Raw genomic sequence first — 26,918 nt, forward strand, 5'->3', positions numbered from 1 at the left:
GCCAATCTGCGCAAGGAAAATACCGACGGCCAGGACATCGTATCCTATATCACCGGCGCCAAGACCGGCGAGGCGGAGTTGCAGGCCGCCTGAGAATGGAAAAGACGTCTATGGCGCAAGAACCCCTGGCGCCGGCATCGACCAGATGGCGGCGCCCGGACCTGAGCTGAACTGGTGATGACGCAAAACTTTCAATCCGTATGTTCAGGGATCAGCCCTCGACGGTGTAGCCCGCCAACCCCATGACGCGCAGCAGCTCGCGATGGCCAATCCTGGCCATTTCCAGCGGCGGGCTCTTGATCGGATCCTGCTCGGCCTCGACGACAAACCAGCCTTCATAGCCGTGGCCGGCGAGCCGTTTGACGATGGTCTCGAAGTCGAGCGAGCCATCGCCCGGCACGGTGAAGGCGCCCTTGACGACCGCGTCGAGGAAGCTTTCGCGGGAGCGATCCAACCCGTCGATGACGGGCTGGCGCACATCCTTGGTGTGAACGTGGCTGATGCGATGGTGGTGGTTGTCGATCACGCGCAACACGTCGCCGCCGGCAAAGGCCATGTGGCCGGCGTCGTACAGGAGAGGTAGCGCCTCACCGGAATGCTTCATCAATAGGTCCACGTCCTGCTCGGATTCGATCGGTGCGGCCATGTGGTGATGGTAAGCGATTGGCATGCCCTGCTCGCCGCACCATTCGGCGAAAGCGGTCATCTTCCGGCCATAGGCCTTGATCTCCTCTTCGCTCAGGCGACCACGGGTGGCGAGGGGCGCCGAACGGTCGCCCTGGATTGTGCCCGCGATCTCGCCATAGACGATACAGGGCGCGCCCACGGCCTTGAACAACGCCATCTGTTCGGCAATGCGGTCCTTCTCGCGGGCGATGTCGCCATCGAGCAGCAAGCCCGAGAACCAGCCGCCGCAGACCTTCATGCCATAGGTGTCGAGGATCGGTCCGAGCACGCCGGCATCCATCGGGAATCGGCGTCCGGTCTCCATGCCGGAAAAGCCGGCCTCCCGCGCTTCTGCGAGGCATCCCTCGAGCGAAATGTCGCCACTCAGTTCCGCAAGATCGTCGTTCCACCACGCGATCGGCGCGATGCCAAGTTTGGCTTTCATGCTCTGAGTTCTCCTTCCACAGGACGCAAATGGCTGCGTTGCGATCTATTATGAAATGTCTATTGACAAATCAATAGATGCTGCAATGATTATTGCAATACGGTTTTAGGGAGGACTGCGCCAACTCGCGCAGGGCACGCGATCCATCGGACATGCCGAGGATCAGCGCCGCCGGAGGCTGCTCCGAACGGAGTGAAACACCCGTCCCGCAATGCCGGAATCTTGTGACCGCCGCGCTGTCTGCGTGGCGTGTCTCGTGCTGTTTCAGGATGCTCAGATGTATGGCGACTACGGACTTTTCATCGATGGAGCCTGGCACTCAACGGGCGGGGGAGGCCTTACGCCGGTATTCAGTCCGGTCACCGAAAGGGCGCTCGGCGAGGTAGCTTGCGCCAATGGGGAAGACACTCGCGACGCACTCGAAAGTGCCCAACGGGGGTTTCGTTCATGGAAAGCAAAATCCGCCTTCGAGCGGGCCGATGCTCTGCATCGAATTGCCGACGAAATGCTGCGCCGCAAGGATGAAGGGGCGCGGATGATCTCCAGCGAGACCGGCAAGCCGCTCGCCCAGTCGGAGCGGGAATGGGCTCTCGCGGTCGATCAATTCCGCTGGCATGCCGAGGAGGCGCGTCGCATCTACGGTCGTGTCATCGAGAGCCGTGTCCCCAGCGGGCGTTTCGAGGTCCTGCATGAGCCTGTTGGCGTCGCCGCGGCCTTCACGGCCTGGAATTTCCCCGCAGCGTTGGTGGCCCGCAAGGTCGCACCGGCCCTGGCCGCCGGCTGCTCGATCGTGGTGCGTCCCTCGAGCCAGACTCCGGGCACGGCCATGGTCATGGTCGACTGCATGCGAGCGGGCAACCTGCCTGCGGGCGCAGTCAGCCTGCTGGTCGGTCCCACGGAAGCCACCTACACGCCGATCATGGCGTCGAAAGTAGTCCGGAAAGTCTCCCTGACCGGCTCCACGCGGGTCGGTCAGCAGATGATCCGCGATGCCGCCGATACGGTCAAAAAGGTCTCGATGGAACTGGGCGGCAACGCGCCGCTGATCGTCTTCGACGATGCCGATCTCGAGACCACGCTCGGTGTGGCGGTGCCAACCAAATATGCCAATGCCGGCCAGGTCTGCGTTACGCCCGACCGCTTCTTCATCCACGAAAGCCTGCATGACAAATTCGTTGAGGGGTTCGTCTCCCGGGTCAAGTCGCTGAAGCTTGGTGATGGTCTCGACCCCTCGGTGCAGATGGGACCGCTGATCAACGGCAAACGGCTCTCCGACATCGAGGCCGTGGTCGCGGAGGCCGAACGGCAAGGGGCAACGATCGCCGCTGGCGGCCGCCGTGCGGCGACCTTCAACGCCGGGCATTTCTTCGAGCCCACGGTGCTGACCAACGTCAGCGACGACATGGCGGTCTTTGCCGAGGAGAATTTCGGTCCGGTGGCGGCGATCACCTCGTTCTCCAGCGACGACGAGGCGCTGCAACGCGCCAACACCTCCGACATGGGGCTTTCGGCCTACGCGTTCACGCAAAGTCCCAAGCGTGCACGCCGGGCGATTGCCGAGCTGAAGGCTGGAATGGTCGGCATCAACAGCTTCGCGCTTGCTGCCTCGGAGGCCCCCTTCGGCGGCACCAATTTTTCGGGCATGGGCAGGGAAGGGGGTGTCGAGTCGATCACGGATTACCTCGATACCAAGCTCGCCCAGGTCGTTTTCTAAGGGTTGCCGCCATGATCCCCAATACCCTCAAGAAGCTCTGGGCCGACGGCCGTCCGACCATCAATGGTTGGCTCTCGATAGGCAACTCGTTCACCGCCGAGATCATGGCCGCGCAAGGTTATGACAGCATCGGCATCGACCTGCAGCACGGTGCGCTCGACTACAACGCCATACTGCCCATGCTGCAGGCCATGCGCGCCTCGGGCGTCACCCCGCTGGTGCGCGTCCCCTGGCTCGAGCCGGGCATCATCATGAAGGCACTGGACGCCGGCGCCTACGGGATCATCTGCCCGATGATCAACACCGCGGAGGAAGCTGCGAAGTTCGTCTCCTACCTCCGATACCCGCCGCTTGGACAACGGTCATTCGGTCCGACGCGTGCCAATTTCGCGGTCGGCGCCAACTATGCGGTCGAGGCCAATAGAGAAATTCTGGCGTTCGCTATGGTCGAAACCGCCGAGGCGATGGCCAATCTCGATGCGATCGCGGCCACGCCAGGGCTCGACGGCATCTATGTGGGGCCCGCCGACCTGACCTTCAGCCTGCACGGCGGTCGCCTGCCTCCGGCCTTCGATCGCGAAGAGCCGGAAATGATCGAGGCTCTGCAGACGATTGTGCGGGCCTGCCGCAATCACGGCATTCGCGCCGCGCTGCATTGCGGCACTCCGGAATACGCCGGGCGCGCCGTGGCATGGGGCTTCGACATGACCACCGTCTCCAATGACGTGCGTTTACTCGCCGGCGCCGCTGAAAGCGCCGTCAAGCGGTTCAGGGCGCTGATGGCTGGAGCCTCAGCCGAGGGCGTCAACGCCAAGGGAAGCTACTGATGCCTCACGTGCTTGTTGCCGGCAAACTGCATCCAAGCGGGATAGCCCTGCTAGATCGGACGCCGGGTGTAACCTACGACTATGTCGAGGAGGTTTCCGAGCCAAGCTACGCCTCGCTGATCGGCAAGGCCGATGGGCTGGTCATTCGCACCCAGCCGCTGTCCGCGCCGACCGTCGACAAGGCACGCAAACTCCGCATCGTCTCGCGGCATGGGGTCGGCTACGACTCGGTCGACCTGCCGGCGCTCAACAAGCGCGGTATCGCGCTGGCCATCGTCGGCGATGTCAATTCGGTCTCGGTGGCTGAGCACGCCATGATGCTGCTGCTAGCCGCCGGCAAGCGCACCTTGCGCGCTGATCGCGCCGTTCGCGAAAAAGGATGGAACTGGCGCAACAAGCTCGAGGCGTCGGAACTAGCGGGCAAGCGGCTGCTCATCCTGGGTTACGGGCGGATCGGCCGGCATCTTGCCCGTATGGCTGCCGGCTTCTCCATGGAGGTTGAAGCCTACGATCCGTTTCTCGAGAAGATGGGCTGGCCGGATGGCCAGGTGAGGCCGGCCTGCGACCTCGATGCTGCACTGGGCCGTGCCGACGCAATTTCCGTGCACGCGCCCAAGGGCGAGGTGCCGTTGATCGGTGCCCGTGAATTCGAACTCATCAAGCGTGGCGTCGTCCTGATCAACACCGCCCGTGGTGGCGTGGTCGAGGAGCTCGCTCTGATTGAGGCGCTGCGAACCGGCACGGTTGCGGCCGCGGGCCTCGATGTTTTCGACCAGGAGCCGCCAACGCCGGACAACCCGTTGCTGGCGATGGATCAGGTCATCCTCACGCCCCACATCGCCGGTCTTACCGTTGAATGTGGGGAACGCATGGCAGTGTCGTCGGTCAAGAACGTCCTCGATTTTTTTGAAAGCAAGATCGATCCCGCGCTGGTCGTCAATGGGGCCGAAATCAATGGGAAATGAGAAACCCAAGCTGCGGGTCGGGCTGATCGGGACCGGTTTCATGGGCAAGACCCATTCGTTTGGGTTCGCCGCGGCGGAGCGTGTTTTCGATCTGCCATTCGAGCTCGAGCTTCATACCGTCGCGGACCGTACCGAAGAACTTGCCGGCGCAGCCGCGCGGACGCTCGGCTTCAAGAACGCTACCGGCGATTGGCGCCGACTTGTCCGCGATCCGGATATCGATCTCGTCGACATCACCGCGCCAAACGCGTTCCACCGCGAGATGGCGCTGGCCGCTATCGCCGCCGGCAAGCACGTCTATTGCGAGAAACCGCTTGCTCCGCGCGCAGCAGAGGCCGCCGAGATGGCAACCGCTGCCGTGGCTGCCGGCGTACGCACGCAGGTCGGGTTCAACTACCTGTGCAATCCGATGATGGCCCTGGCCCGTGAGCTCATCGCGTCTGGCGAGCTTGGCGAAATCCGCAGCTATCGCGGGATTCACGCCGAAGACTACATGGGCGATGCTGAAAGTCCCTTCACCTTTCGCCTCGACCCGGTTGGGGGCGGTGCGCTGGCCGATCTCGGCAGTCATGCCTTGGCGACCGCCGAGTTCCTTCTCGGCCCGATCGAGCGCGTTCTTGGCGACGAGGTCACCGTCATCAACAGTCGTCCGGACGGCAAGGGCGGCCGTACCGCCGTCGAGGTCGACGACATCGGTCGGGCTTTCTTGCGCTTCGCCAGCGGCGCCACCGGCAGCATCGAGGCGAGTTGGGTGGCGACCGGCCGCAAAATGCAGCACGATTTCGAGATCTATGGCTCGAGAGGGGCGCTGACCTTCAGCCAGGAGCGCTTCAACGAACTGCAATTCTACACCACTGCGGACGCCGGTCGCGTTCGCGGCTTCCGTCGTATTGAGGCCGGGCCTGATCATCCGCCCTATGGGCTGTTTTGCGTGGCCCCAGGCCATCAGCTTGGTTTCAACGATCTCAAGGCCATCGAGGTCGCGCTGTTTCTCGAAGCTATCGCCGGGATCCGTGCCGAGCCATTCAGCTTCCGCTCCGGACAGCGCATCCAGGAACTCGTCGAAGCAATCCACACCTCGGCGACTGGAGGCCGCTGGGTCAGCACAATTTGATGGCAATCTCGAATGTGGCGCCGGGGCGGCCGCTGAAGAACTTCATTCGACGGGCTTGCGCGTTTTGCAGGGAAAGAACTTTACCCTGTGGGCGTCGCACGTAGCCAGAAGGCAGGTAGGTATTATCGGCGCGTGCTATTTTGCCGATCAAGATGGATCGCGCGAAGCCGGATGACGGCGAATCCAATGCCGCGCCGAAGCGATTCATGCGTTTTTGCAAGGAATATTGCTCGATCGCAAAGTTTCGGTATGGTGGGTGATCGAAAAAGGATCAGGCATGGACCACTTACGATCGAAGCCTCAGTCTGCCGGCGAGTTGATGACTATCTTGAACTCAGCTCAGGATAACATGGGCAGGGGCGGGCGTCGCGTGGCGAATTTTTTCATCGCGAACCTTGGCGAGACAGCCCTTCTGTCAGGTTCCGAGGTTGCCAGTCGCTGCGGCGTGAACGCATCCAGTGTGGTGCGTTTTGTCCAGACCTTGGGATTTTCGGGCTACCGGGAATTTCAATCAGTTCTCCAACAGCATCTGTCCGCCTCAATTGTGGAAGCCAGGCAGTCTGGCGCGGGTGGGATTGCCTTGCCCGAGATTTCAAAGCCGCTTCGTCTCGTTCTTCTTGCCGACTCAGGGCGATCGTTCAACGAGGCTGCGGAAGCCGCCGCGAAGAAGTTCAGCGCGCAAAACGCATCGACTGAGATTGAAACGGAGTCGCATGCTTCATACGACGTCCAACCTGAGGACTTTGCGCGCCGGATCGAGAGCGCGGCTGAAACGTCCGATGGCATTATCCTGGTCGCCAGAGAGCATCCAGCAATCAACGATGCCGTGAGGGCGGCCACTGGACGGGGCCTCCCGGTGATCTGCCTGACCACCGATCTCCCTTTGTCAGGTCGAGCAGCCTATGTTGGCTCGGATCAATATGTGTCGGGGGCTACGGCAGCCTGGCTGTGTGGTCGAATGCTCCCGCGTGGGACTGCCGGCAAAGTTCTATTTGTTTGCAGCGTGCCGTTTCGCTGCCACCAAGATCGGGAGCAGGGATTCCGGCACGTCCTGCGATCCGAATTCTCAACCCTCGCTATCGATGAGAGGGTGAGCTCCAATGAGAGCATTGAGGTCATATACGAGGCAGTCCGGCGATACATCGCAAAGAGCGGTCCGCCGGCGGCCATCTACAATGTTTCAGGGGCTAACCTCGGGGTTGGGCGCGCATTGGAGGCAGAAGGTCTCAGTAATTCGACCGTCTTTGTCGGCCACGAATTGAACGCGAATTCCCGCTCTCTGCTCGAGCGGGGAATCATGGATGTGACGATCGGCCACGACTTCGATCGCGAGATTGCGCTATCGGTAGATTGCATACGGACGGCGCGCCAAGGCATCCAGCCTGTAAATCGAATTACGCAAAGCCAGGTTTTTACCCGCTTCAACTGCGCCACCTTCTGATTGATCGCAGAGTTCTTCTGCGAGCGATGATGTTGGGCAACCGAAGTGGTGGTTCCTTCCGATCGCCTCTCTAGATCGCCAACTTGGCGACAGGCGTTGGCGGGGCGAAGGGGTAAGCGCCCCAGACCGACTGGTCGAAATTGATCACAGAGCCAGTCATCATCCCGGCATCCTCCGAAGCTAGAAATGTGACGGCCTTGGCCACTTCCGCAGGAGCCAGCAGGCGCTCAAAAGGTTGTTCGGCCGCAGCCTTTTCGAGCCAGTTTGCGTCCGCGCCGTGATACTCGCGCTGGATGCGATCCTCGCCGTCGGAAGCCATCCAGCCGATATTCAGCTGATTGACCCGGATCTTGTTCCGCATCGTTGCAAACGCCGTGTTGCGAGTAAGTGTGGCAAGAGCACCCTTGGAGGCGCAGTAGGACGCGATAAACGGCTGCCCGGCGAGCGCCGAGGTGGATCCAACATTCACGATCGCTCCTTCGATATGGTCTCGGACCATCCGCCGGATGGCTTCTTGCATCAAGAAGAAAGGAGCGCGCGTGTTGATCGCGAACATCCGGTCGAAAAGCTCCTCGCTCGTGTTGAGGATGTCACCACGGTCCGTAAGGCCGGCGGCATTCACCAGGACATCGACCCGCCCAAAGGCCCTATCCGCGGCCTCGATCACCGTCCGGCAATCGGCCACGTTCCCTAGATCGGCCTGGACAAAGCGAACCACGCAGCCCGTTTTAGCCTCAATTGCTGCAGCGACGGCGCCGCCCTTATCGGCGTTGCGCCCACAGGTGACAATTCCGGCCGCGCCCGCGTCTGCGAGATGCATGGCGATCGCAGCGCCCAGTCCCTGCGTCCCGCCGGTGACCACCGCGAATTTCCCATCGACTCTGTTCATTTTTCAAGGCCTCCTCGCTCTGCAATGAATTTTGCAGAAGAAATCAATGCGGAATTTGTATTGACACACGTGCAATAATGCAAGATATTTTGCATCGTGCACGCAAAGATTGGTGCTTGGCTTGCACAACAGGCCGCAGGGAGGAAATTGATGTTGCGTATCGCCGTACTCGGCTGTGGCCGAATTGGTCAAATGCATGCTGCCAATGTCGCTCGGCATCCCCGATCCGCGTTGGCGGCGGTATTCGATGTCAATTCAGAGGCGGCCGAAAAGGTCGCGGCGGCTCAAGGCGTCAAGGCCGCAGCCAGCGCAGAGGATATCTTCGCGTCGGACATGGTGGACGCCGTTCTGATCGCCACGGCAACTCCCACCCACGCCGACTACATAGAAATGGCAGTCGCTGCGGGTAAGGCGGTGCTGTGCGAGAAGCCGATCGACCTTAGCCTCGCCCGCGTCGAGGCGTGTGCCGCCAATATCGGCGAGACCAAGATCCCGATCCAGCTTGGCTTCAACCGTCGTTACGATCCTGGGCACAGTGCAGCGCGGACTGCGATGCTGGCCGGCGATATCGGCGAGTTGCACCAGGTCATTATCACGTCCCGTGATCCTGCGTTGCCGCCGAGAGCCTATCTGGAGGCTGCGGGCGGGCTGTTCCGCGATATGACGATCCACGACTTCGACTTGGCTCGCTTCATGCTCGGCGAGGAGCCGACCGAGGTCTTCGCGCTTGCCAATGCGCTCATTGATCCGGCACTCGGAAAGGAGCTCGATGAAGTCGACAGTGCAATGGTCATCCTGAGGACCGCGTCGGGCAAGCAATGCCACATCAATAATTCGCGCACGGCGGTCTACGGCTACGATCAGCGCGTTGAGTTGATCGGGAGCGCCGGAATGCTTCTTTCCGACAACCGCAAACCCCACGAATTGCGACGCTTTACAGGCACGGCCGCCGAGGCAAGCCAACCGTATCAGTTCTTCTTTCTCGAGCGCTACCAGGAAGCCTTCATGGCCGAGATCGACGGGTTCGTGGACTGTGTGGAGAAAGGCGCTGTTCCGCTGGCAAGTTTCGAAGATGGGCGCCGTGCGCTCATCCTGGCGGAAGCGGCCTACAAATCCATGAAAGAGGGACGTTTGGTGCGCGTCTCCGAGGTGGCTGCATAAAAGCATTCGGCGGCGGATTCGCAGGAGGATGAAAGATCCGCGCAGTGGGAGGAGTAGCGTTTGGTGAAGTATGGGCTCGCACGGTTCGTCGTGTGGGGAAATGACCGAGACCGGCCCCGCAATAGCGCGGCATCTTGGCTCCGCCTTCCTTGCGATCACGATCGAAGGAGAATCGCGACAGCGAGCCCGCACTCCCAACTTCTGGTCCAGGGCTCTTTCAGTGCTGCCGGGCCGGCACTGCAATTGCATTTGCGCGTGACGACATCGCAAACGGTGTCTCATCGCAAGATCGAACCTTTCTGTGGTGAGCACAGAAGGCCTAAGCGGTGTCAGGCCCGGCTCAACGGGCAGTCGGACCGCGCAACAAAAGGAGGAACCAATGAAATTTCCAAGTCTTCCCATTTCTCGCCGCAGGGCCGCCAGCACAGTGGCTTTCGGCGCGCTGTTCCTTGCAATAACCGCTGGGACCGCGCTTGCCGAATACAAGGCCGCGGACGTGAGGATCGGTTTCACCCCGAAGTTTCTCAAGGATGATTTCCAGACCCTGATGCTGGATCTCTCGAAGAAGGCCTTCGATGCAAAAGGTTTCACCCTGGTCGGTGCTCCTGATCCGAATGGCGATATCGCTGCCGAAGTCGATGCGCTCCAGAACCTGATTGCCAACGGCGCAAACGTTCTGGTCTTCGCTCCCATTGACGCGGCCGGAATCGTTCCCGCGGTCAAGAAGGCGAATGACGCCAACGTCCTGGTTTTCTCGATCGATGACGCCCCCGCGGGCGGCAAAGTGACGGCAACGGTGCGCGCGGACAATGTCGACGCCGGCGTTCAAGGCGCCAAGGAGATGGCCAAGCGCCTGCAGGCCAAGCCGTGCTGGACCGACAACAGCTGCATCGTGCTTGAGCTACAGGGTGCCCTGACCACACCAAACGGCCGCGATCGATCCGACGGTTTCTCCAAAACGCTGCATGAGCTCGCGCCCAAGGTGAATCTGATACAGCGCCCGACCGAATGGACTGCCGACATGGCCGCCGATGCTGCGCAGAACGTCCTCACCCAGAATCCTTCGTTGAGCGGCATCTTCATGGCGTCCGAACTCATGGCCTCGGCCGTGAACGCGCAGCTCACCAACGGCGGCAAGGGCGCTCCGGTGGGTGACCCGAACTCGGTGATCCGCATCGCAATCGATGGAACGCCTCAAGGGCTTCAGCTGATCCGCAGCAAGGCCCTCGACGCGACGGTGTCACAGCCCCTGAGCGCCTATGCGACCAAGACGGCCGAGCTGATCGAACTCGTCTCCAAGGGTGGCAAGATCGAGATCGGGCCACGTGACGACGGCCAGGTTATCGATACACCCGTTGGACCGCAGTACCAGCTCAAGGCGACGCTGGTGACAGCCGACAATGTGGACTCACCTGATCTGTGGGCGAACAAGATCGGCAAGTAAGCAGGACCCAAGGGAGGAGCCGAGGATCATGGACAGCGCGCGACCCATCGTCGAGATGCGTGACATCGCCAAGACCTTTGGCTCGACCCGGGCTCTTCGCGGCGTGAATTTCACCGTCATGCGCGGTGAGGTTCACGCCCTGTTGGGCCGCAATGGCGCGGGAAAGAGCACGCTTGTTTCCACCTTGAGCGGATATGTTTCGGCCGATACCGGGTCGATCAGAATTGGCGAGGTCGAGGTAGAAGCGATAGGCCAACACTATGCGCCCTGCATTCGCAAGCTGATCGCCCACGTTCAACAAACGCCTCAGCTGTTCAACCTGCTGACGGTTGCGGAAAACCTTTTTGTAGAGAACCCTCTCGTCCGCAGAGGGTTCGGCGTGGTGAGCCACAAGCTGATGTTGGAACGCGCCGCTGAGCTGCTGAGCGAATGGAACATGGACATCCAGCCCCGCTCGCTTGCAGGAGAGCTGGGCGCCGGGACGAGACAGCTGCTCGAGATCATGAAAGCACTCAGTCGGGGTGTGCCCATCATGATTCTGGACGAGCCAACCGCGGCGTTGAGCAATGCGGAAAAACGGATTCTGTTCGAGCATGTGAGGGCGCTCAAAGCCAAGGGAGTCTCGTTCGTCTATATCTCGCATCATCTGGACGAGGTTTTCGAGATTGCCGATACAGTCACCATATTGAGGGACGGGAAGGTCGTAAAGGAACGCGAGCCCGTGGAGCGTCTCGACGTCGAGACCATCGCTGACCTTATGATGGGTGAAAAGACGGTCCGAAGCACGCGACAGGACTTCCTGACGGATGAAGCCCCTGTTCTGCTCCAGGCCAAGGGAATTAGGCTCGACAGCTTTTCGGAAAAGGATATCAACTTTGCTGTAAGGGCGGGCGAGATCGTGGCCCTGGCAGGTCCGGTGGGTGGCGGGAAGGAAGCACTCGCGATGGTCCTTGCTGGCCAGCAAAGGCCTGAAAGAGGCGAGGTGATCAGCCCTCGTGGAAAGCTACCGACTATCGGGCTGGTTCCGACCGACAGGCATGCCAGCGGCTACGTTGGCATTTTGGGTGTTCGTGAAAATGTGGCGATCGGTGGCCTCGACGTCTTGTCCGGCAAACTTGGTTTTATCAGCAAAGGCAAGGAAGCCAGGCATGTCGGGCGCCTTGCCCAACAGACGAACGTAATCGCATCGTCTCTGGAGCAAGCGGTGAGCCAGCTCAGTGGCGGCAATCAGCAGAAGGTTGTTTTCGCGCGCGCGCTTTGTCGAGCTCCCGAGGTCATCGTCGCTCTCAGCCCAACCCGCGGCGTCGATGTGGGAGCCAAGGAGCAGCTCTATTCTCTGTTGCGCGATCTTGCCAGCAAGGGGTTGGGGGTTGTGGTCGTCTCGGACGAGGAAGACGAAATTGATCAGCTGGCCAACCGGGTCGTGATCGTGTTCGAGGGGCACGTCGTTGATGAACTGGTGGGCGGATACACAATCAAAGATCTAATCCTGCGAATGGAGGGCGTCGTATGAGCACCGATATCGTGAGCAAATCCACGCCGAAGAAGGAACATTCCGGACAGTCGCGGCTGTCCGCCTTTGGGAGCGCCTTTGTGGCCGGTGGATATACGATGTACCCGGTCCTTCTCATACTGGTCATCGTGGGTGCCATCGTTGCTCCCCGGTTCGCCACGGCGGCCAATCTGCTGAATATCCTCGACCAGGTGAGCGTTCTGGGCCTGACGACAATCGGACTGACTTTCGTCGTCTTGATAGGTCGACTGGATCTCTCGCTCGAGGGAATTGTCGGCTTCGCTCCGATGTTGGCGGCTGTCACACTGGTGCCTGCGGCGGCTGGCGGGCTTGGATTGGAGTTGCCAAGTTGGACTGGCCTATTCGTTGCCCTGGGTACTGCGGGGCTGATCGGGTTTTTCAATGGTTTCATGGTCGTCAGGGTGGGTCTCAACCCGTTCATCTCGACGCTCGGGCTGCTTGTGCTGCTTCGCGGCGGAGTGCTGATCATTTCGAACGGGCGATCGATCTACTCTCCCGGCAAAGCGCTGACATACCTCGGTTCCGAGAGTTGGCTCGGTGTTCCAGTGTCTGTGATCGTATTCATTGTGGTAGCGGCCGTGGTCGGCCTTGTCTTCCACTATCACCGCTACGGTCGGGCACTGTATGCTATCGGCGGCAATGAAGACGCTGCGAGGGCCGCCGGCATTAACGTGGACAGGGTCATTTGGTCGGCGTTTGTCTTCGCGGCTCTCTTGGCGGGCTTAGCCGGTGTTCTGATGACGGGGCGCCTTGATTCGACGGTGACAACCCAAGGGCAGGGGATCATTTTCTCCGCCTTTGCCGCTGCCGTGATCGGGGGCGTAAGTCTTGGCGGCGGGCGAGGGACAATCGTCGGAGTTGTTAGCGGAGTGCTCTTGATTGGCGTCATCAACAACTTGCTCACGTTGGCGCAGGTTCCGTCCTTTTACGTTCAGGCATCGACCGGTGCCGTCATCATAGTCGCAGCGGTGCTGACGACGATCGCGAGCCAACGCTCAAGCGGCGTGCGAACCCGAACCTGAGATATTATGCCGGCAGGAGCTAAGGGTTTCTGCCAGCATAACTGCCAAGCTCGAATGGAGCGTGCGTGCACGGCTTCAGCGCAGTGGACACTCAACGGGTCGAAGTCCGCTCTTGTTGCTAGTCCTAACGTGGAGGCGGCGGTGAAACGGAGACCAATCGGCCGGTCCGGATTGGAAGTCACCGAAATTTGTTTCGGAACAGCTCCTCTCGGCGGGATGCCGGACACTTACGGCTATAGCGTTGACGAAGCCACGGCCCTTGCGACCATCCGAGCGATTTTCGACGGTCCAGTCAACTTCATGGACACTTCCCGCAACTACGGCCTTGGCCGCAGCGAGGAGCGGATTGGAAGAGTGATCAGGGAGCGCGGAGGGCTACCTCCAGGGTTTGTGCTTTCGACGAAATTAGACCGGGATATGAGTACAGGTCGCTTCGACGCCGGTCGCGCTAGGCAGTCGCTTGAGGAGAGTCTTCTGGCTCTCGGTCTTGATCGCGTTCATATACTGCACCTTCACGATCCTGAGCATTCCGTGGATCTCAACGAGATCACGCGGCCAGGCGGTGCGCTCGATGAATTGTTTGGGATAAAAGAGGAAGGTCTGGCGACCGCCGTGGGGCTGGCAATGGGCCGTCTCGATATCATGTTGCCGATGGTCAAAGACTGGCCCTTTGATGTCCTGCTCAATCACAATCGCTTCACGCTTTTGAACCGATCGGCAGGTCATCTCTTCGAGCTAGCCAATGAAAGAGGGATAGCTGTGTTCAATGCGGCTCCTTACGCTGGCGGCGTCCTGGCAAAGGGCAGTTCGCGGGTGTCTCGGATAACCTATCAAGAGATTGATGAGACAATGCTCGCACCTGTGCGCCAGATCGAGGGGCTGTGCAGAAAGCATTCCCTGGCCCCTGGCGCGGCAGCACTGCAGTTCTCACTAAATGAGCCGCGGATAACCTCGACCGTTGTGGGTGTTTCGAAACCCGAAAGGATCGCCCAGACGCTTGAGTGGGCCACCGCGGCCATCCCTGAACAGACTTGGGAGGATCTTGGGAAGATTGGGTATTCGGTGGATGATCCCGAGGCCCGGCGGATTTACAAGCCGGGCTAGTCTGCGTCATCAAAGGCGCACTGCTAAACGTTTGGCCGCGACCACGAACAGCAAGATCACCCCCCAAGCTGTGAGCGCAAGATGAGGGCTTAGTCCGATGATGTTGAAGCCGCTGGCGATGACTTGAAGAATGATCAGCGCGACGAACAGGCCAGCGATCTTTCCAAAACCGCCATACGGATCGATCCCGCCCAAGATGGCCGCGAGAACCGTTATCAACAAATAGGAATGTGCGATCTCGGCACCGGCCGAATTGAACCGGGCCATCATGACAATGGCCGCAAGCCAGCACAGCAGGGAAGACAGGACATAGACCCAAATTAGCACTCGGCCCGTGTCAACACCCGAATACCTGGTCGCCTCGGGGTTGGATCCGATCATGTGCATGCGGATGCCAAGCGGCGTGCGGGTAAGCAGCACATGAACGACTATAGCCACCATCGTGAACAGCAGGAACGAGGTGGGTACGCCCAGCACGGTTTCGTTGGACACCGCTATCAGAGCCTCGGGAAAGCCCGACACCGTGCGCCCGCGCGTGAAGTAAATACTGATTCCATGAAGGAGCGTCATCGTGCCGAGCGTGACCAGGATGGGGTGAACGCCGGCATACGCGACGAGGAAGCCGGTGATCAGCCCGATCAGCGCGCAAAGCGCCAAGCCTGCCAGCAGGGCAGCTGTCATCCATAGCGCCAGGTCAAGGTCTGCGGCATCCGGCGGCATCAGCGAAGTTAGGATCCAGGCCATCAGCAGGCCTGCCAGATTGGCGGTCGCGATGAGTGCCAGATTGATGCCGCCCGAAATCAGCGGAATTGCCATCGCCAGCGAGAGAAGGCCGAGTTCGGGCAGTTGGAACATCATCGCCTGCAGCGTCGCACCGCGCAGGAAGGTGCCCGGTTCCAGGAGCGAAAAGACAGCCATCAATGCCACGAGGAGCACAAACAAGCCGCCCTTGCCTTTGACCGGCTGGCGCAAAAGCGCCATCACACTGGCGAATTGGCTGTTGAGCTGTCGCACCCTTTGCTCCGACATCGGATATCCCCTCAACCGGCCTGGATGCGTTGCCGTCGAGTGGAACGCTTTTCAGCGTATCCGGTCATCACGATCGAGACCAGGATCGCCAAGCCCGTGACAACGCCGAAGAAGTACGAGGAAATACCGAGAAGATTGAGCCCGTTCTGCAGCATGGCCAGGAAGAGCACACCTAGCAGGACACCGGCCATCGATCCCTTTCCGCCGACAAGGCTGGCGCCGCCGAGGATGGCTACGGCAAGCACGTTGAGCTCCTGCCCGGCCATTGCGGTCGGAACCGCCTGGTGAACGCGATAGGCCTGGATGAAGCCGCCGATCGCGGCGAGAAAGCCAAGATAGCCATAGGCAAAGAGCTGGACGCCGAGCACGTTGATGCCAATGCGGCTTGCCGCTTCCGGATTGCCGCCAAAGGCGTAAACCTGCCGGCCGAGCCGTGTGTGCTTCATCAGGAAGTGCGTGAGCAGCACCACCGTCAGCATAACGAGGGTGGGCAGGCCGATCTTGACGACGTCGCCCGAGGCAAGGACCGTCCGGTAGACAACGACAGGCTCGGCCCACCAATCGGGCAGATTGTAGATCTCATGCGCATCGGTGATGTAGATCAGGAGCGCGTAGTAGATGCTCGATGTCGCGATAGTGATGATGATCGAGCCGACGCGCAGAAAATGCACGAGCACCGCGTTCAGCGCGCCAAGTGTGGTACCAAAGGCTGCCGCGATCACCAGCGTTGGAATGACCGACATTTCGTAGGTAGTGGCGAGCGTCGCGGCCAGATATTGGGCGGCCGCCGCCGTGGCCGTGAACGAAATATCGATGCCACCGCAAACCAGGACGACGAAAACGCCGGCTGCGAGGATCGCTATCACCGAATAGGCCTCGACGAGGTTCACAAGGTTCGACGCCGTCAGGAAATGAGGAGACGACGCGGTGAGAATGATGGCCGTCACGATGATGGCCGAGCCAAGGGCGCGTTCTGGCTGCCCGAAGATAGTCGCCAGCAGCCTAGGCATGCACCGCCTCCGAGAGCCGGGCTTCGGCGACCGAGCCGGGCAAGAACTCGCCGACGATGCGGCCCTGTCGCATGTGAAGAACGCGGTCGCTGTTGAAATACACTTCCGGCGCCTCGTCCGAGATCAGCAGGATGCTCATTCCCTCCCGCGCCAGCGACCTTATCAGCGCGTGGATGCCGGCCTTGTTGCGAATGTCCACGCCAATTGTCGGGCCGTCTAGGATGAGCACCTTCGGGTGGGTTGCTAGCCATTTGGCGAGCACGACGCGCTGCTGGTTGCCGCCCGACAGCGTCTGACTTGCCGCCTCGACGCCTGCGGCGCGAATCTTCAATTGCTCGACCCATGATTTCGCCAAGGCTGCCCGGCGGCGGAATGGCACCATGCCGAACCGGTCGCTGAGCGATTTCAGCACGGTGATCGCGATGTTGTCTGCTATCGATTGGCGGAGGTTCACTCCTAGAGCCAGCCGGTCTTCCGAGGCATAGGCGATGCCGGCGGAAATGGCGGCCTTGTTGGAGCGGAGTCGCATGGGCTTGCCGTCGACGAGGATTTCCCCGCGATCGAGTTGGGTCATGCCGAAAAGCGAGAGCGCCAGTTCGGTCCGGCCGGCGCCAAGAAGGCCGATCAGGCCGAGGATCTCACCTTCGCGGATAGTGAAGGATACGTCCTCAAATTCGCCGACACGGGTCGCGCCCCTTACTTCGAGCACCGGCTTTCTTTCGTTGACGGGGCGCGCCGAAACCTTGTTCTCCAGGCTTTCGCCGGTCATCAGCTCGGCGATGCGGTTGTCGTCGATCTCGCGGGCGGGAAAGGTGCCGACCTTCTTCCCATCGCGCAGCACGGTGACACGCTCGGCGATTTCGGTGACCTCTTCCAGCCGGTGGCTGACGAAAACGATGCTGATGCCCTGCGCCTTCAGCCTGCGGACGGTGGCCAGCAGCAGGTCGACCTCGTGGCGCGTCAGCGAGGCGGTCGGCTCATCCATGAACAGGACGCGCGCGTTGGAAGCGATGCCCCGGCATATCGCCACGATCTGCCGCTGCGCGACGGACAGCCTGCCGACCGGCAGATCGAGGGGAAGTTGAGTATCCAGGCGCTCCAGCGCCGCCTTGGCGACCCTGCGCATTTCGGCTCGGGGCGGCAGCTTCAGCGGGGCTGACAATTCCAGCCCGATGCCGATGTTTTCTTCGACCGTGAGGTTCGGAAACAGAGACAGGTCCTGGAATATCACCTGGATGCCGAGCGCCCTCGCTTGCTGCGGCGTCAGCCGGGCATGGGCTGTCCCGTCGATGGTGATCGAGCCTCCGGCATCGGGCGCGTGGACGCCAGAGAGGATCTTGATCAAGGTGGTCTTGCCCGAGCCGTTCTCGCCGACCAGGCAATGCACCTCGCCGGCGGCGATCGACCAGTCAATCGCGTCGAGCGCCCGCGTTCCGCCGAACTGCTTGCTGATCTTGGACAAGGTGAGGAGGCTTGCATCCCCGGCGGCAGGGCTATTCATCAACTGACCTTGTTTCGTCCACTGCTGCATTCTCGAAAGCGAAGAACACAACGTCCCATGCCGCGCCGGAATGGGACGTTGCCGACTGCCCACCGGATGCTGTGGGTTCGCTCTGCCATCTGTCTCGTCAGATCACCTGGGCCCATTTGTCGATGGTCTTGGGATTGAGATCGATCTGCTTGTTGGCCCGGATGACATGGCTCTCGGGTTCGACCTCGCAGGGGCCCATGCCCGGGATGTCGATGCCGTTCTTGATCTCCGTGCCGGCCGCGACCGTCTTGCCGAGCGCGACCATCGCATAACCTGAATCGACCGGGTTCCAAAGGAAACCACGGGTGATGGCGCCCGACTTCATCAGCTTCTGACCCTGGCTCGGGATGAATGGCCCGACGACGATGACGTTGCCTATCTGGTCGCGGTCACTGACGGCATTGCCTGCACCGATCGGCCCGTTCGCGCCGAAGATAAGAAACCCCTTCAGGTCGGGATTTGCCTGCATCTGGTCCATGGCGGTCTTGTAGCTGTCGTCTACGCTGTTGGAGACGCCGAAGCGGTCGCCGACCTGCTGCATCTTGGGATATTTCTGCTTCTGAAGTTCAAGCGCAAAATCAGCCCACAGATTGTGCTGCACCACCGTCAGACCGCCGACGAAGACGACATACTTGCCCTCGCCGCCGATCGCCTCGGCGAAGGCTTCGAGATGCGCCTCGCCAAAGGCCTTGTCCTGGATAAGCTCGATGTCCCAATCGGCATTCTTCTGGCCGGGCGATTCATTCATGATGACCTTGATGCCGGCGCCCTGCGCCCGCTTCAGGACGGGCTCGAGCGCCTTGCCGTCATTCGGCACGACGCCGATCACGTCGACCTTCTTGGCGATCAGGTCCTCGATGGCCCGCACCTGCTCGGCGGGATCGTCAGTCGTCGGATTGATGATCGACGCGTCGACGCCAAGATCCTTGCCGGCCTTGAGAACGCCTTTCTCGACGTTGTCGAACCACGGGATTTTGACCTTGCCTACAATGCCTATCTTGGCTGGTTCGCTGGCTGCCCGGGCCGCGGCAGGCGCCAGAGCCGTTATCACGCCTAAAGCCGTCGCGCTCTTCATGAACGTGCGGCGGGAAATGTCGCGCATGGAAAGTTTCCTCCCATTCCAAAGTGGACAGACCACTTCTAACTTGGGCCTCTCGTAAACGCAAGCGCCCATCGCGTTCCGGTCAGCGTCGCAGCGCCGAAATCCTTGAAAGTGCGGCAACATCGGACTCGATCATCGCGCGGGTGCTCTCCTCGATATGGTCGAGATGCGCCGACATCGCCTCGGCCGCACCCGTGCTGTCGTGATCGGCGATGGCGCGGACTATCCTGGCATGTTCGCCAAGGCTGCGGCGGATGAGGGCAACGTCCTCGGTGGCGCGGCGGCGCACATCGAGCCCCATATTATAGAGCCCGTAGGCAACGCGATCGAGAACCGTGTTGCCGGACATTTGCCAAAGCCTGGCATGAAACTGCGCGTCGAGAATTCTGAAACCCACAGAGTCTGCCAACACGTTCTCATGCGCCACCAGCATGCCGTTGAGCGCCTCGACATCGGCATCGCTCGCATTGAAAGCCGCCTTGCGCGCGATCTCGATTTCGATGATGCGGCGGCTCTCGAATACATCCGCAAGGTTGGAGGGTGTGAGTGACAGGAAGAAGTCGAGCGGCGCAAGCAGGGTTCGCGCATCGAGGCTGGTGATGTAAGCGCCGCCGCCGTGGCGGCTGTCCACCACGCCTAGCGTCGACAGGGCTCGTATCGCCTCGCGCAGACTCGGCCGGCTGATATTGAGGATCTCGATCAGCTCGCGCTCGGAAGGCAGCCGGTCTCCGGAACGCAACATGCCAGTTCGCACTAGGTCGAGAATTCGGTTGACGACCGCCTGGGCAACGCCGGTGTTGGCGGCCTGCAGCGTCTCAGCTATTGGGTGCAGCTTCGTGCCTGCCCGCTTCGAAGGCCTGTCGGAACGTTGTGTCATGAGCTCTCCCATGCCTCAGCGGGCTTGAATTCGCCCCAGCTCGGTATGGGCAGTTGTAGCCCGTTTTTGATCCAGAGAAATCGCCCGTTTATGTGGGCGGCGTTTTCACCCACCAGTCTTTCGATGAGCTCGCTCGCCTTTTCGGGATTGTCGCCACCGGTCCGCTCAACCCACGCCGCCCATTCGTGATAGCGTTCGGCGACAGGTCCGAGATCCGATACGCCGTCGCGGATATCGGCCCACATCTCCGTCTTGACGTCGCCCGGATGGATCACATTCGCCGTTACCCCAGTGCCTTCGAGCTCGGCGGCGAGATGGCGGGTGAACTGATTGAGCGCGGCCTTGCTGGTGCCATAGGCGCTGTTGATCGGCCCCGGCTCATGCAGCGCTGCGGCGGAGGTGATATTGAGGATGCGCCCCCAGCGCTGGCGAACCATTGCTTCGACGAAGGCGCGGCTGGTCAGGTAAGGGCCGACCGTGTTGATCATCACCGTGTTGATCCAGGCCGCCGGATCGGTTTTCCAGATCAACTGGATAGGGCCAAAGATGCCGGCCGCGTTGATCAGGATCGATGGCGATCCGAGGCGGGCTTCGACCTCACTTTTGATCGAGGCGACGGATTCGGCGGATGCCACATCGCCAGGGATGACAATGCCGGATCCGCCCTTAGCTTCAATGTGCTCCAGTGTATCGTTGAGCTGGTCCATGCTTCGCGAAACCAACGCAACCCTTGCGCCGCCTCCGGCAAGCCGCATTGCAGCCAATCTGCCGATACCCCTCCCGGCGCCGGTGATCAACGCAACCTTACCTATCAAGCCTTCCATGCTGTCCTCCAGCGATTGCGCAGAAAGGGATAGCGAAATTGAAGTGGTCTGTCCACTTGGTCATTTCGCATCCCTTACTCGGATTTGGAACGCCGTCGCTTGGAAGAAAGTTGGGGCGGCCGCGGGCGTCCCGGGACCTGCCGACAATTATGGCCCGTTGAAAGCTGCGTCCACCGAAAGGCGAAATGAAGCCATATGCTTCGCGCCCGGCAGAGCCGCTTCTGTGTCTGGCGGCGGTTCGATTCCGATTTCCGGATTCGAACCGGATGCTGCTAAGCTATTAAAAATAAAATTAATCCTGAAAGTTGGCTTTTTATCTTATGAGACGGCGGAAATACACCCGATAGGATCAGATACCAACATAAATACCAACATCGGCATAGCGTCTTAGGTAGCACATATACTTGGCTAAGAAATTACGTCTATCAACAAAACTTTACAACAAGAATAATACAACAATAATACAACAAAGGTTGTTGATGCGCAGAGGCGGCAGATTCGAACCAACTCAATCCGACAGCCTTGCCGGGCTTCCGCATTCTCGATGTCACAAGGGCTGGCAAACACGTCCGTAAAAGAGCGAAGTGAGTAACGGCTCATCTCACCACACGCCTCATAGAAAAATTTTTTCTCAAGCCTCCGTCGAACGCTTTATCTTCCATGGTCGGAGACCGCCCATGGCATTTCGATTCGTACACACCGCCGATATTCATCTCGATTCGCCGCTGCGTTCGCTCGCGTTGCGAAACTCCGAGCTTGCCGAACTCGTCGGCGACGCCAGCCGCCAGGCATTCGTCTCGATAGTGGATCTCTGTCTTGCCGAGCATGTCGATGCGCTGGTTATCGCCGGCGATCTCTATGATGGCGACCAGACGTCGATGAAAACGGCGCGCTTCCTGGCGTCGCAGATGGCGCGCCTGCATCAGGCCGGCATCACAGTTTACAAGATCCGCGGCAATCATGATGCGCTGTCGCGAATATCAAAACAGCTGGTGTTCCCCGACACCGTGACGATCTTCGGCGGTCGGCCCCAATCCGTGCTGCAGAAAGCCGGCGGGCTCGAGGTCATGTTCCATGGCTTGAGCTTTGCCAACGCCAAGGCGCCGGAAAGCCTGCTGCCCAGATATCCGGCCGCCCGCGAGGGGGCCGTCAATGTCGGCATCATGCACACCAGCCTGGCCGGGTCGCCGGGTCACGACGTCTACGCCCCATGCAGTGTCGCCGACCTGCACGGCCACGGTTTCGATTACTGGGCGCTCGGCCACATTCATCTGCGTCAGGTCCATCCCGGAACAAGCACTGTGGTGATGCCGGGAATACCGCAGGGCAGGGACATCAACGAAGCCGGCGCAAAATCCATTACCCTGGTGACCATACGAGACGACCGTTCGATCGAGATCGAGGAAAGGCTGACCAGTGTGGCGCAATTCGAGCGCGCGAGAGTCGACCTGACGGGTACGGTCGAATGGCCTGAGGCCGTCGGGCGTGTCCGTTCGGCGCTCGAAACCATTCGGGCTTCCGTCAGGTCGCCTCATGCCGTTATCCGCCTCAGCCTGACAGGCGCGTCGCCTGTGTCCTGGGCGCTGATCCGCGACCGGGACCTGCTGCTCGCCGAGGCCGAGCAGGCAGCCGAACAGGTGGGCGACACATGGGTTGAAAAGCTGGAGCTTGATGTTGCTCCGATCGGGGCCGGAACGGCCGAGGAGGGCGCGGACCCGATTTTGGAGCTCGCTCAGTCGATGCGTGCCGATGCCGGCTCGCAGGCTTTCCGGGCCGAGGCGAGGGCGTTCGTGCAGAAGATGATTGCAGACCTTCCTGCCGAAGGGCGCGACTTCGCCGGAAAGGACGAGGCCGGGCTGGACCTCTTCCTCGACAAGGCCCTGGCCGGCGGCGCCGACCTGGTCACGGCCCGTCTCAAGGCAGGTGGCGCGCAATGAGGCTTCTGCGCCTTGACCTCATCCGATACGGAAAGTTCACCGACAAGGTGATCGATTTCGGACCCAAGCCGGAATCGGGACCTGACCTCCATATCGTGTTCGGCCTCAACGAGGCCGGCAAGTCGACGGCGCTGTCGGGCTATCTGGATCTGCTGTTCGGCATCGAGGAGCGCAGCCGCTACAATTTCCTGCACGAGTACAGCGCCATGCGCATCGGGGGGTTGCTCGAGCTGGCTGGCACGGAGCATGCCTTCACACGCACCAAACAGCGCAGCAACTCGCTCTTGGACGCCATTGGCCAACCGGTGAGCGAAATGGCGATATCGGCTCACCTGGCCGGCCTGTCGCGCGATGCTTATCAGACCATGTTTTCCCTGGACGACGAAACCCTGGAAGCCGGCGGCAAGTCGATCCTGGAGTCGCGCGGCGATCTCGGCAAGCTGCTGTTTACCGCCAGTGCCGGCCTTGGACATGCCAGCGACACGTTGAGCGCACTCGAAGCCGAAGCCGATGGGCTATACCGGAAACAGGCGCATGGTACCGAGCTTGCGCTGCTCAAGAAGCGTCTTGCCGAGCTGAAATCAAGCAGGGATCAGATCGACACTTTGGCCTCGGCCTATGAGAGCCTGGAGGCCGAACGTCGTGAGGCGGCGCAACAATATGATCGAACCATCGCCGAGCGATCGCTGCTGTCGGCCAGGGTTGGCACCATTGCCAAGTACCTGCGCGTCGGTCCGATCCTAGCCGACGTCCGACGCAAGGCCGCCCGGCTGGCCGAGCTGCCCGACATGGCTTCACCGGCGCGGACCTGGACCGGCAGTGCTGCCGGACTGATCGATGACGATGCCAGCCTGAGAACGCGGCTGTCGGCAAATATCGATGAGGTCGAGCGACTGAAAACAAAGATTGCCGCGGTCGATGTCGACGAGGCGATCCTCGGCATCTCCGAGCGCATCCGCGGCCTGGCGGAAAGCAAGGTGCGCCACGTCTCGGCGGGCCTGGACCTTCCCAATCGCAGGATAGACCTGCAAATCCTCGACAATGCGGTTGCGGCCTCGCTTGCCGCGCTCGGACGGTCTTCAGAGACCGATCCCACCGCACTGCTGTTGCCGGCCGCTACTATAGGGGCTGTTCGCGCCATGGTCGAGCAACGGTCCGGGATCGCCACTGCTGCACGCGTTGCCCGTGATGAGGCCACAGCCGCCCTCGATGCGCTGCAGGCGGCGCAAGATCGCGTTGGCGAGGAGCGGGCAGTGCCCGAGCCGGCCAGGGCCAGGCTGAACGCGGCCCTGGCGAAGGCGAGGGCGAGCGGCCACCTCGGTGACATGAAGGCGGCACGCGAGGCGCAGGACGCTGGCGAGGTCAAATGGGAGAGCGCCCTCGGCGGTTTGCATGCGTGGTCTGGCGACGCGCAGGCGTTGGCCTGCATCGCCGTTCCGAGCGCCAGACAGGTTGGCGTCTGGAAAACGCTTGCCGCGCAGCTTGGTAAGAACAAAGCCGTCCTGTCCGAACGTCTCGCCGAACTCCAGGCCAACCACGAAACGCTAGCGGCGCGTCTAAGCGCGCTTCGCGCCTCGGTCGATGTCGCCGACGATGAGGTGGCCGCCGCCAGCCGGCGTAGCCGCAACGAAGCGTGGACAAGGCATCGTGCGGCGCTGAGCGGCGAAACAGCCGACGCCTTCGCCGCGGCGTTGGAACGCGACGACGACGTCAATGCAGGCAGGCTGGCTGGCGCGGGCGCGCTCGCCGATATTCGAGCCATAACGCACGGCCTTGCGGAAGCCGCGGCCGATATCGCGCGTATCGGCGACAAGCTTGCGCGAGTCGACATGGAGGTCAACGCCGCATCGTCGCAGATGCGCGCGGCAGCCAGCGGCCTGCTTGGAGAACGTGTGGAGGCATCGCTCGAGGACCTGATCGAACTGATCGAGCGTCGCACTTCGGCTCGCGCTGATGCGCTCGCCGCCTGGCAGGAGATCGAACTGGCCGCCAAGAAGGTCGGCCGGGCGAGCGAAGACGAGGCACGGCTGAGGCTGGACCTCGCCACGGCGCTGGAGAGCGTCGGCATTGGTTCGGATCCTGGCGACAGTCTTGAGACGATCATGGGCGTTGCTGAGTTGTTTCTGGACCGGCAACGCAAGGTGGACGCCAGACATGCCGAGGCGCTCAAGACAGTCGCCGCCAGACAGGAAGAGCTGGCCACCCGGCGCCGGGCAGTTGGCGTGGCCGAGCGCCGTGAAGAAGAATGGCTGGCCGGCATTGTCGAGGCACTGAGAGGCACCTGGCTTGAGAACGGGCTGTCCGCAACGGGCGTCGGCACCGTTCTCGACCAGCTGACTGAGCTGGCCAGGAACCTTCAGGAACGCGACGCGATGCAACTGCGCATCGACAAGATGCAGGCCGACCGGGATAATTTCGTGGTCGAGGGCGCCGCGGCAGCAACTGAAGCCGGCGAGCCGGCAAATGGCGAAGACGCCGAGCAGCTGGCGATCCGGCTGGGCGAGCGCTTGGCGGATGCCGATCGCGCGCGCGAGGCGAAAGCAAATCTCGCTGCGGATCTGCAGCGCCTCCTCGACGGCCGTGAGCTCCTTGACGCCGAGATCTCGGTACACGAGCGCCGCAAGAACGAGGTGCTGAGCGCCTTTGGCGTTACGACGCTTGCCGAAGTGGTGGAACGCGACGAGCAGTTGCGTGAGCGGGACCGTCTACACGCGACAGTCACCGAACTGGAGGACCAGCTGGCGGCCGAACTCGGCGTTCAGACATTCGAGCAGGCGCGCTCGATCCTCGATGCGCTCGATTTCGGAGGCATAGCGATTGAGAAAGCGGAAGGGGAGCAACGGATTCAGCTCCTTGACGAAGCAATCCAGCAGCAGCTGATCCGGCAGACGCGTGCCGCCGACAAGCTCGATGCCATTGGCGGCGACAGCGCCGTCGCCCGAATAGACGCCGAACGACGCACGATCCTGCTGGAAATAGAAGACAGGGCGGTCCGCTACATCGAATTGAAGCTGGGCGTGATGTCCGCCGGAAATGCCTTGCGCGCCTACCGCGAGCGCCATCGCTCCGGGATGATGGCGCGGGCTTCCGATGCATTCGCGCTGATGACGCGCGGGCGCTACTCGGGGCTGACGACCCAACCGGTGAAAGGTGGCGAAGTCCTAATCGCCTTGCAAAGCGACGGGCAGTCGAAAGTGACCGAGGCGCTTTCGAAGGGCGCCCGTTTTCAGCTCTACCTGGCGCTCAGGCTTGCCGGCTATTACGAATTCGCGCAGTTTCGCCCCTCGGTCCCCTTCATCGCCGACGACATCATGGAGACGTTCGACCACGTCCGCTCAGAGGAGGTTTTCAGGTTGTTTGGTCAAATGGCGGATGCCGGCCAGGTGATCTACCTCACACACCACCAGCATCTGTGCGAGATAGCCAAGACGGTGGTGCCGGGCGTGATGATCCACGAACTCGGATAGCATCGACCTGTGCCAAAGGCGGACTTGTGCCTGCGATGTTGTGGCTTGCACCACGGCTCGGCCGAGATCTGCTTAGCTAAGGGCAACACAGAGACCAATAAGCTCGGCGGTGTTGCATCGGTTCGGCATGAGTGAGACATGGAACTTCGGCCCATCGGCGAGCTTCCAGATAGTCTGCTATGGGCGATGGCTCTCATTGAGCTTGAGGTCAGGGCCGAGGCACGCAAGATTGGGTTGAAGCGGACAGGTGTTTCATTGCCCTCCTTCACCAGCAATACGGGGAGAACGAGATGCGGAATCTTATGCTGGTCTTCGCGGCACTTGCCTTGGCCGCATGCCAATCACCTCAAGAAGTTCGGCAATCCGTCGCTGTTGAACCAGCATCGAGTCCGGCTGTTCTGCCTGCGGCAACGATGGTTCAATCGCCGACAATCACTCCTCCTGGAAAGGACGTGCCGGCAAAGTATGCCGCCTTTTCGGGCAGTTGGGTTGGCATGTTGGAGAGCACATCTGAAGGAAGGCTCGATGTTCAGTCCGTTTCCTCAAACGGGAAGGTGACCGTCAACTACGCATGGGGCGTCCTGGACGATAACAATCCAGGTGAGGCTGCCGGCACAGGAAAGATCGTAGGGAATGCGTTGAGGCTTGGCCGTCTTCCGAATGGCGCGGACGTCAGTTTTCAGATGCTGCCCGATGGAACCCTGGCCGAAACATTCGCGCTTGCCGGTAAGACCTATACCGGCGTGTTGACCAAGCAATGATTAGTCATTCTCGTCGCTATCCGGCGTGAAGCGCACGGTGACGGCCGATGACGC

The 26,918-nt window shown here is 61.1% G+C and carries 23 protein-coding genes; 14 read left to right on the forward strand and 9 right to left on the reverse strand.

The features are described from left to right. Positions 1–211: 211 nt before the first annotated feature. A complete protein-coding gene (gene iolE / locus FJ950_RS28100) occupies positions 212–1,111 on the reverse strand; it encodes a myo-inosose-2 dehydratase (protein ID WP_140620337.1) in 900 nt (299 codons plus the stop codon). A gap of 277 nt (positions 1,112–1,388) precedes the next feature. Here iolE and FJ950_RS28105 point away from each other — a divergent pair, with 277 nt between their 5' ends. Genes FJ950_RS28105 through FJ950_RS28120 form a run of 4 tightly spaced genes read left to right on the forward strand, consistent with a single transcriptional unit; the run spans position 1,389 to position 5,731 of the window. After that, the gene (locus tag FJ950_RS28105) at positions 1,389–2,825 is read left to right on the forward strand and encodes an NAD-dependent succinate-semialdehyde dehydrogenase (protein ID WP_140620339.1); all 1,437 of its coding nucleotides are present in this window, start codon (positions 1,389–1,391) and stop codon (positions 2,823–2,825) included. 11 nt (positions 2,826–2,836) lie between these two features. After that, entirely contained in the window at positions 2,837–3,652 is an 816-nt protein-coding gene (locus FJ950_RS28110; RefSeq protein ID WP_140620341.1) for an aldolase/citrate lyase family protein, read from the forward strand. Beyond that, the gene (locus tag FJ950_RS28115; RefSeq protein ID WP_140620343.1) at positions 3,652–4,617 is read left to right on the forward strand and encodes a hydroxyacid dehydrogenase; all 966 of its coding nucleotides are present in this window, start codon (positions 3,652–3,654) and stop codon (positions 4,615–4,617) included. Before FJ950_RS28110 ends, FJ950_RS28115 begins: the two co-directional genes overlap by 1 nt. After that, positions 4,607–5,731 carry a Gfo/Idh/MocA family oxidoreductase gene (locus FJ950_RS28120; protein ID WP_140620345.1) on the forward strand — a complete coding sequence of 375 codons (1,125 nt, stop codon included), beginning with the start codon at positions 4,607–4,609 and terminating at the stop codon, positions 5,729–5,731. Before FJ950_RS28115 ends, FJ950_RS28120 begins: the two co-directional genes overlap by 11 nt. Here FJ950_RS28120 and FJ950_RS28125 read toward each other — a convergent pair. Beyond that, on the reverse strand, positions 5,718–5,939 hold the full coding sequence (locus tag FJ950_RS28125; protein ID WP_140620347.1) for a hypothetical protein: 222 nt from the start codon (positions 5,937–5,939) through the stop codon (positions 5,718–5,720). The genes FJ950_RS28120 and FJ950_RS28125 overlap by 14 nt on opposite strands. An 18-nt stretch (positions 5,940–5,957) precedes the next feature. On the opposite strand from FJ950_RS28125, the gene FJ950_RS28130 reads away from it, so the two are divergent. Next, the gene (locus FJ950_RS28130; protein WP_140620349.1) at positions 5,958–7,172 is read left to right on the forward strand and encodes a substrate-binding domain-containing protein; all 1,215 of its coding nucleotides are present in this window, start codon (positions 5,958–5,960) and stop codon (positions 7,170–7,172) included. Positions 7,173–7,242: 70 nt separating this feature from the next. Here FJ950_RS28130 and FJ950_RS28135 read toward each other — a convergent pair whose 3' ends face one another. Next, a complete protein-coding gene (locus FJ950_RS28135; protein WP_140620351.1) occupies positions 7,243–8,061 on the reverse strand; it encodes an SDR family oxidoreductase in 819 nt (272 codons plus the stop codon). Between the two features lie 147 nt (positions 8,062–8,208). On the opposite strand from FJ950_RS28135, the gene iolG reads away from it, so the two are divergent. The 5 genes from iolG (at position 8,209) to FJ950_RS28160 (ending at position 14,326) form a co-directional block, all read left to right on the forward strand. Continuing rightward, positions 8,209–9,222 (forward strand): inositol 2-dehydrogenase, encoded by a 1,014-nt coding sequence (gene iolG / locus FJ950_RS28140; RefSeq protein WP_210242371.1) that lies wholly within the window; start codon positions 8,209–8,211, stop codon positions 9,220–9,222. A gap of 379 nt (positions 9,223–9,601) precedes the next feature. Then, positions 9,602–10,666, forward strand: a complete 1,065-nt coding sequence (locus tag FJ950_RS28145; protein ID WP_140620354.1) for a sugar ABC transporter substrate-binding protein — start codon at positions 9,602–9,604, stop codon at positions 10,664–10,666. A 28-nt stretch (positions 10,667–10,694) separates the two neighbouring features. Continuing rightward, positions 10,695–12,179, forward strand: coding sequence for a sugar ABC transporter ATP-binding protein (locus FJ950_RS28150; RefSeq protein WP_140824032.1), 1,485 nt, complete (start codon positions 10,695–10,697; stop codon positions 12,177–12,179). Continuing rightward, positions 12,176–13,222, forward strand: a complete 1,047-nt coding sequence (locus tag FJ950_RS28155) for an ABC transporter permease (protein WP_140620358.1) — start codon at positions 12,176–12,178, stop codon at positions 13,220–13,222. The genes FJ950_RS28150 and FJ950_RS28155 overlap by 4 nt, the downstream gene beginning before the upstream one ends. Before the next feature lie 141 nt (positions 13,223–13,363). After that, a complete protein-coding gene (locus FJ950_RS28160) occupies positions 13,364–14,326 on the forward strand; it encodes an aldo/keto reductase (protein ID WP_246677774.1) in 963 nt (320 codons plus the stop codon). A 9-nt stretch (positions 14,327–14,335) separates the two neighbouring features. On the opposite strand, the gene FJ950_RS28165 is transcribed toward FJ950_RS28160, so the two are convergent. The 6 genes from FJ950_RS28165 to FJ950_RS28190 form a co-directional block, all read right to left on the reverse strand. Beyond that, positions 14,336–15,340, reverse strand: a complete 1,005-nt coding sequence (locus FJ950_RS28165; RefSeq protein ID WP_181171476.1) for an ABC transporter permease — start codon at positions 15,338–15,340, stop codon at positions 14,336–14,338. Between the two features lie 26 nt (positions 15,341–15,366). After that, positions 15,367–16,365: an ABC transporter permease gene (locus FJ950_RS28170; RefSeq protein WP_140620364.1), complete on the reverse strand. Its 999-nt coding sequence runs from the start codon at positions 16,363–16,365 to the stop codon at positions 15,367–15,369. Next, positions 16,358–17,866 carry a sugar ABC transporter ATP-binding protein gene (locus FJ950_RS28175; RefSeq protein WP_140620366.1) on the reverse strand — a complete coding sequence of 503 codons (1,509 nt, stop codon included), beginning with the start codon at positions 17,864–17,866 and terminating at the stop codon, positions 16,358–16,360. The genes FJ950_RS28170 and FJ950_RS28175 overlap by 8 nt, the downstream gene beginning before the upstream one ends. A gap of 127 nt (positions 17,867–17,993) precedes the next feature. After that, positions 17,994–18,998, reverse strand: a complete 1,005-nt coding sequence (locus FJ950_RS28180) for a substrate-binding domain-containing protein (protein WP_246677773.1) — start codon at positions 18,996–18,998, stop codon at positions 17,994–17,996. A gap of 82 nt (positions 18,999–19,080) precedes the next feature. Next, positions 19,081–19,875 carry a FadR/GntR family transcriptional regulator gene (locus FJ950_RS28185; RefSeq protein ID WP_181166440.1) on the reverse strand — a complete coding sequence of 265 codons (795 nt, stop codon included), beginning with the start codon at positions 19,873–19,875 and terminating at the stop codon, positions 19,081–19,083. Next, the gene (locus tag FJ950_RS28190; protein WP_140620369.1) at positions 19,872–20,699 is read right to left on the reverse strand and encodes an SDR family oxidoreductase; all 828 of its coding nucleotides are present in this window, start codon (positions 20,697–20,699) and stop codon (positions 19,872–19,874) included. Before FJ950_RS28190 ends, FJ950_RS28185 begins: the two co-directional genes overlap by 4 nt. Between FJ950_RS28190 and FJ950_RS29655 the strand changes: the two genes are divergently transcribed. From FJ950_RS29655 to FJ950_RS28205, 4 genes are all read left to right on the forward strand, one after another. After that, positions 20,581–21,090: a hypothetical protein gene (locus FJ950_RS29655; RefSeq protein ID WP_181166445.1), complete on the forward strand. Its 510-nt coding sequence runs from the start codon at positions 20,581–20,583 to the stop codon at positions 21,088–21,090. The two genes, FJ950_RS28190 and FJ950_RS29655, sit on opposite strands and share 119 nt — an antisense overlap. Before the next feature lie 286 nt (positions 21,091–21,376). After that, positions 21,377–22,636 (forward strand): DNA repair exonuclease, encoded by a 1,260-nt coding sequence (locus tag FJ950_RS28195; protein ID WP_140620371.1) that lies wholly within the window; start codon positions 21,377–21,379, stop codon positions 22,634–22,636. After that, positions 22,633–26,103, forward strand: a complete 3,471-nt coding sequence (locus FJ950_RS28200) for an AAA family ATPase (RefSeq protein WP_140620373.1) — start codon at positions 22,633–22,635, stop codon at positions 26,101–26,103. The genes FJ950_RS28195 and FJ950_RS28200 overlap by 4 nt, the downstream gene beginning before the upstream one ends. A 290-nt stretch (positions 26,104–26,393) precedes the next feature. Then, on the forward strand, positions 26,394–26,864 hold the full coding sequence (locus FJ950_RS28205) for a hypothetical protein (RefSeq protein WP_140620375.1): 471 nt from the start codon (positions 26,394–26,396) through the stop codon (positions 26,862–26,864). The last annotated feature ends 54 nt before the right edge of the window (positions 26,865–26,918 follow it).

It is taken from the genome of Mesorhizobium sp. B2-3-14, from assembly GCF_006442175.1.
GTDB lineage: Bacteria > Pseudomonadota > Alphaproteobacteria > Rhizobiales > Rhizobiaceae > Mesorhizobium > Mesorhizobium australicum.

What these genes read in the sequence shown, in the direction of transcription:
- FJ950_RS28200 (WP_140620373.1), top strand. Translation starts at nt 22,633, where the DNA reads ATGAGGCTTCTGCGCCTTGACCTCATCCGATACGGAAAGTTCACCGAC.
- FJ950_RS28145 (WP_140620354.1), top strand. Translation starts at nt 9,602, where the DNA reads ATGAAATTTCCAAGTCTTCCCATTTCTCGCCGCAGGGCCGCCAGCACA.
- FJ950_RS28125 (WP_140620347.1), bottom strand. Translation starts at nt 5,939, where the DNA reads ATGAATCGCTTCGGCGCGGCATTGGATTCGCCGTCATCCGGCTTCGCG.
- FJ950_RS28105 (WP_140620339.1), top strand. Translation starts at nt 1,389, where the DNA reads ATGTATGGCGACTACGGACTTTTCATCGATGGAGCCTGGCACTCAACG.
- FJ950_RS28205 (WP_140620375.1), top strand. Translation starts at nt 26,394, where the DNA reads ATGCGGAATCTTATGCTGGTCTTCGCGGCACTTGCCTTGGCCGCATGC.
- FJ950_RS28185 (WP_181166440.1), bottom strand. Translation starts at nt 19,875, where the DNA reads ATGACACAACGTTCCGACAGGCCTTCGAAGCGGGCAGGCACGAAGCTG.
- FJ950_RS28110 (WP_140620341.1), top strand. Translation starts at nt 2,837, where the DNA reads ATGATCCCCAATACCCTCAAGAAGCTCTGGGCCGACGGCCGTCCGACC.
- FJ950_RS28150 (WP_140824032.1), top strand. Translation starts at nt 10,695, where the DNA reads ATGGACAGCGCGCGACCCATCGTCGAGATGCGTGACATCGCCAAGACC.
- FJ950_RS28135 (WP_140620351.1), bottom strand. Translation starts at nt 8,061, where the DNA reads ATGAACAGAGTCGATGGGAAATTCGCGGTGGTCACCGGCGGGACGCAG.
- FJ950_RS28170 (WP_140620364.1), bottom strand. Translation starts at nt 16,365, where the DNA reads ATGCCTAGGCTGCTGGCGACTATCTTCGGGCAGCCAGAACGCGCCCTT.
- FJ950_RS28175 (WP_140620366.1), bottom strand. Translation starts at nt 17,866, where the DNA reads ATGAATAGCCCTGCCGCCGGGGATGCAAGCCTCCTCACCTTGTCCAAG.
- FJ950_RS28190 (WP_140620369.1), bottom strand. Translation starts at nt 20,699, where the DNA reads ATGGAAGGCTTGATAGGTAAGGTTGCGTTGATCACCGGCGCCGGGAGG.
- FJ950_RS28155 (WP_140620358.1), top strand. Translation starts at nt 12,176, where the DNA reads ATGAGCACCGATATCGTGAGCAAATCCACGCCGAAGAAGGAACATTCC.
- iolE (WP_140620337.1), bottom strand. Translation starts at nt 1,111, where the DNA reads ATGAAAGCCAAACTTGGCATCGCGCCGATCGCGTGGTGGAACGACGAT.
- FJ950_RS28115 (WP_140620343.1), top strand. Translation starts at nt 3,652, where the DNA reads ATGCCTCACGTGCTTGTTGCCGGCAAACTGCATCCAAGCGGGATAGCC.
- FJ950_RS28120 (WP_140620345.1), top strand. Translation starts at nt 4,607, where the DNA reads ATGGGAAATGAGAAACCCAAGCTGCGGGTCGGGCTGATCGGGACCGGT.
- FJ950_RS29655 (WP_181166445.1), top strand. Translation starts at nt 20,581, where the DNA reads ATGCTTCGCGAAACCAACGCAACCCTTGCGCCGCCTCCGGCAAGCCGC.
- FJ950_RS28180 (WP_246677773.1), bottom strand. Translation starts at nt 18,998, where the DNA reads ATGCGCGACATTTCCCGCCGCACGTTCATGAAGAGCGCGACGGCTTTA.
- FJ950_RS28195 (WP_140620371.1), top strand. Translation starts at nt 21,377, where the DNA reads ATGGCATTTCGATTCGTACACACCGCCGATATTCATCTCGATTCGCCG.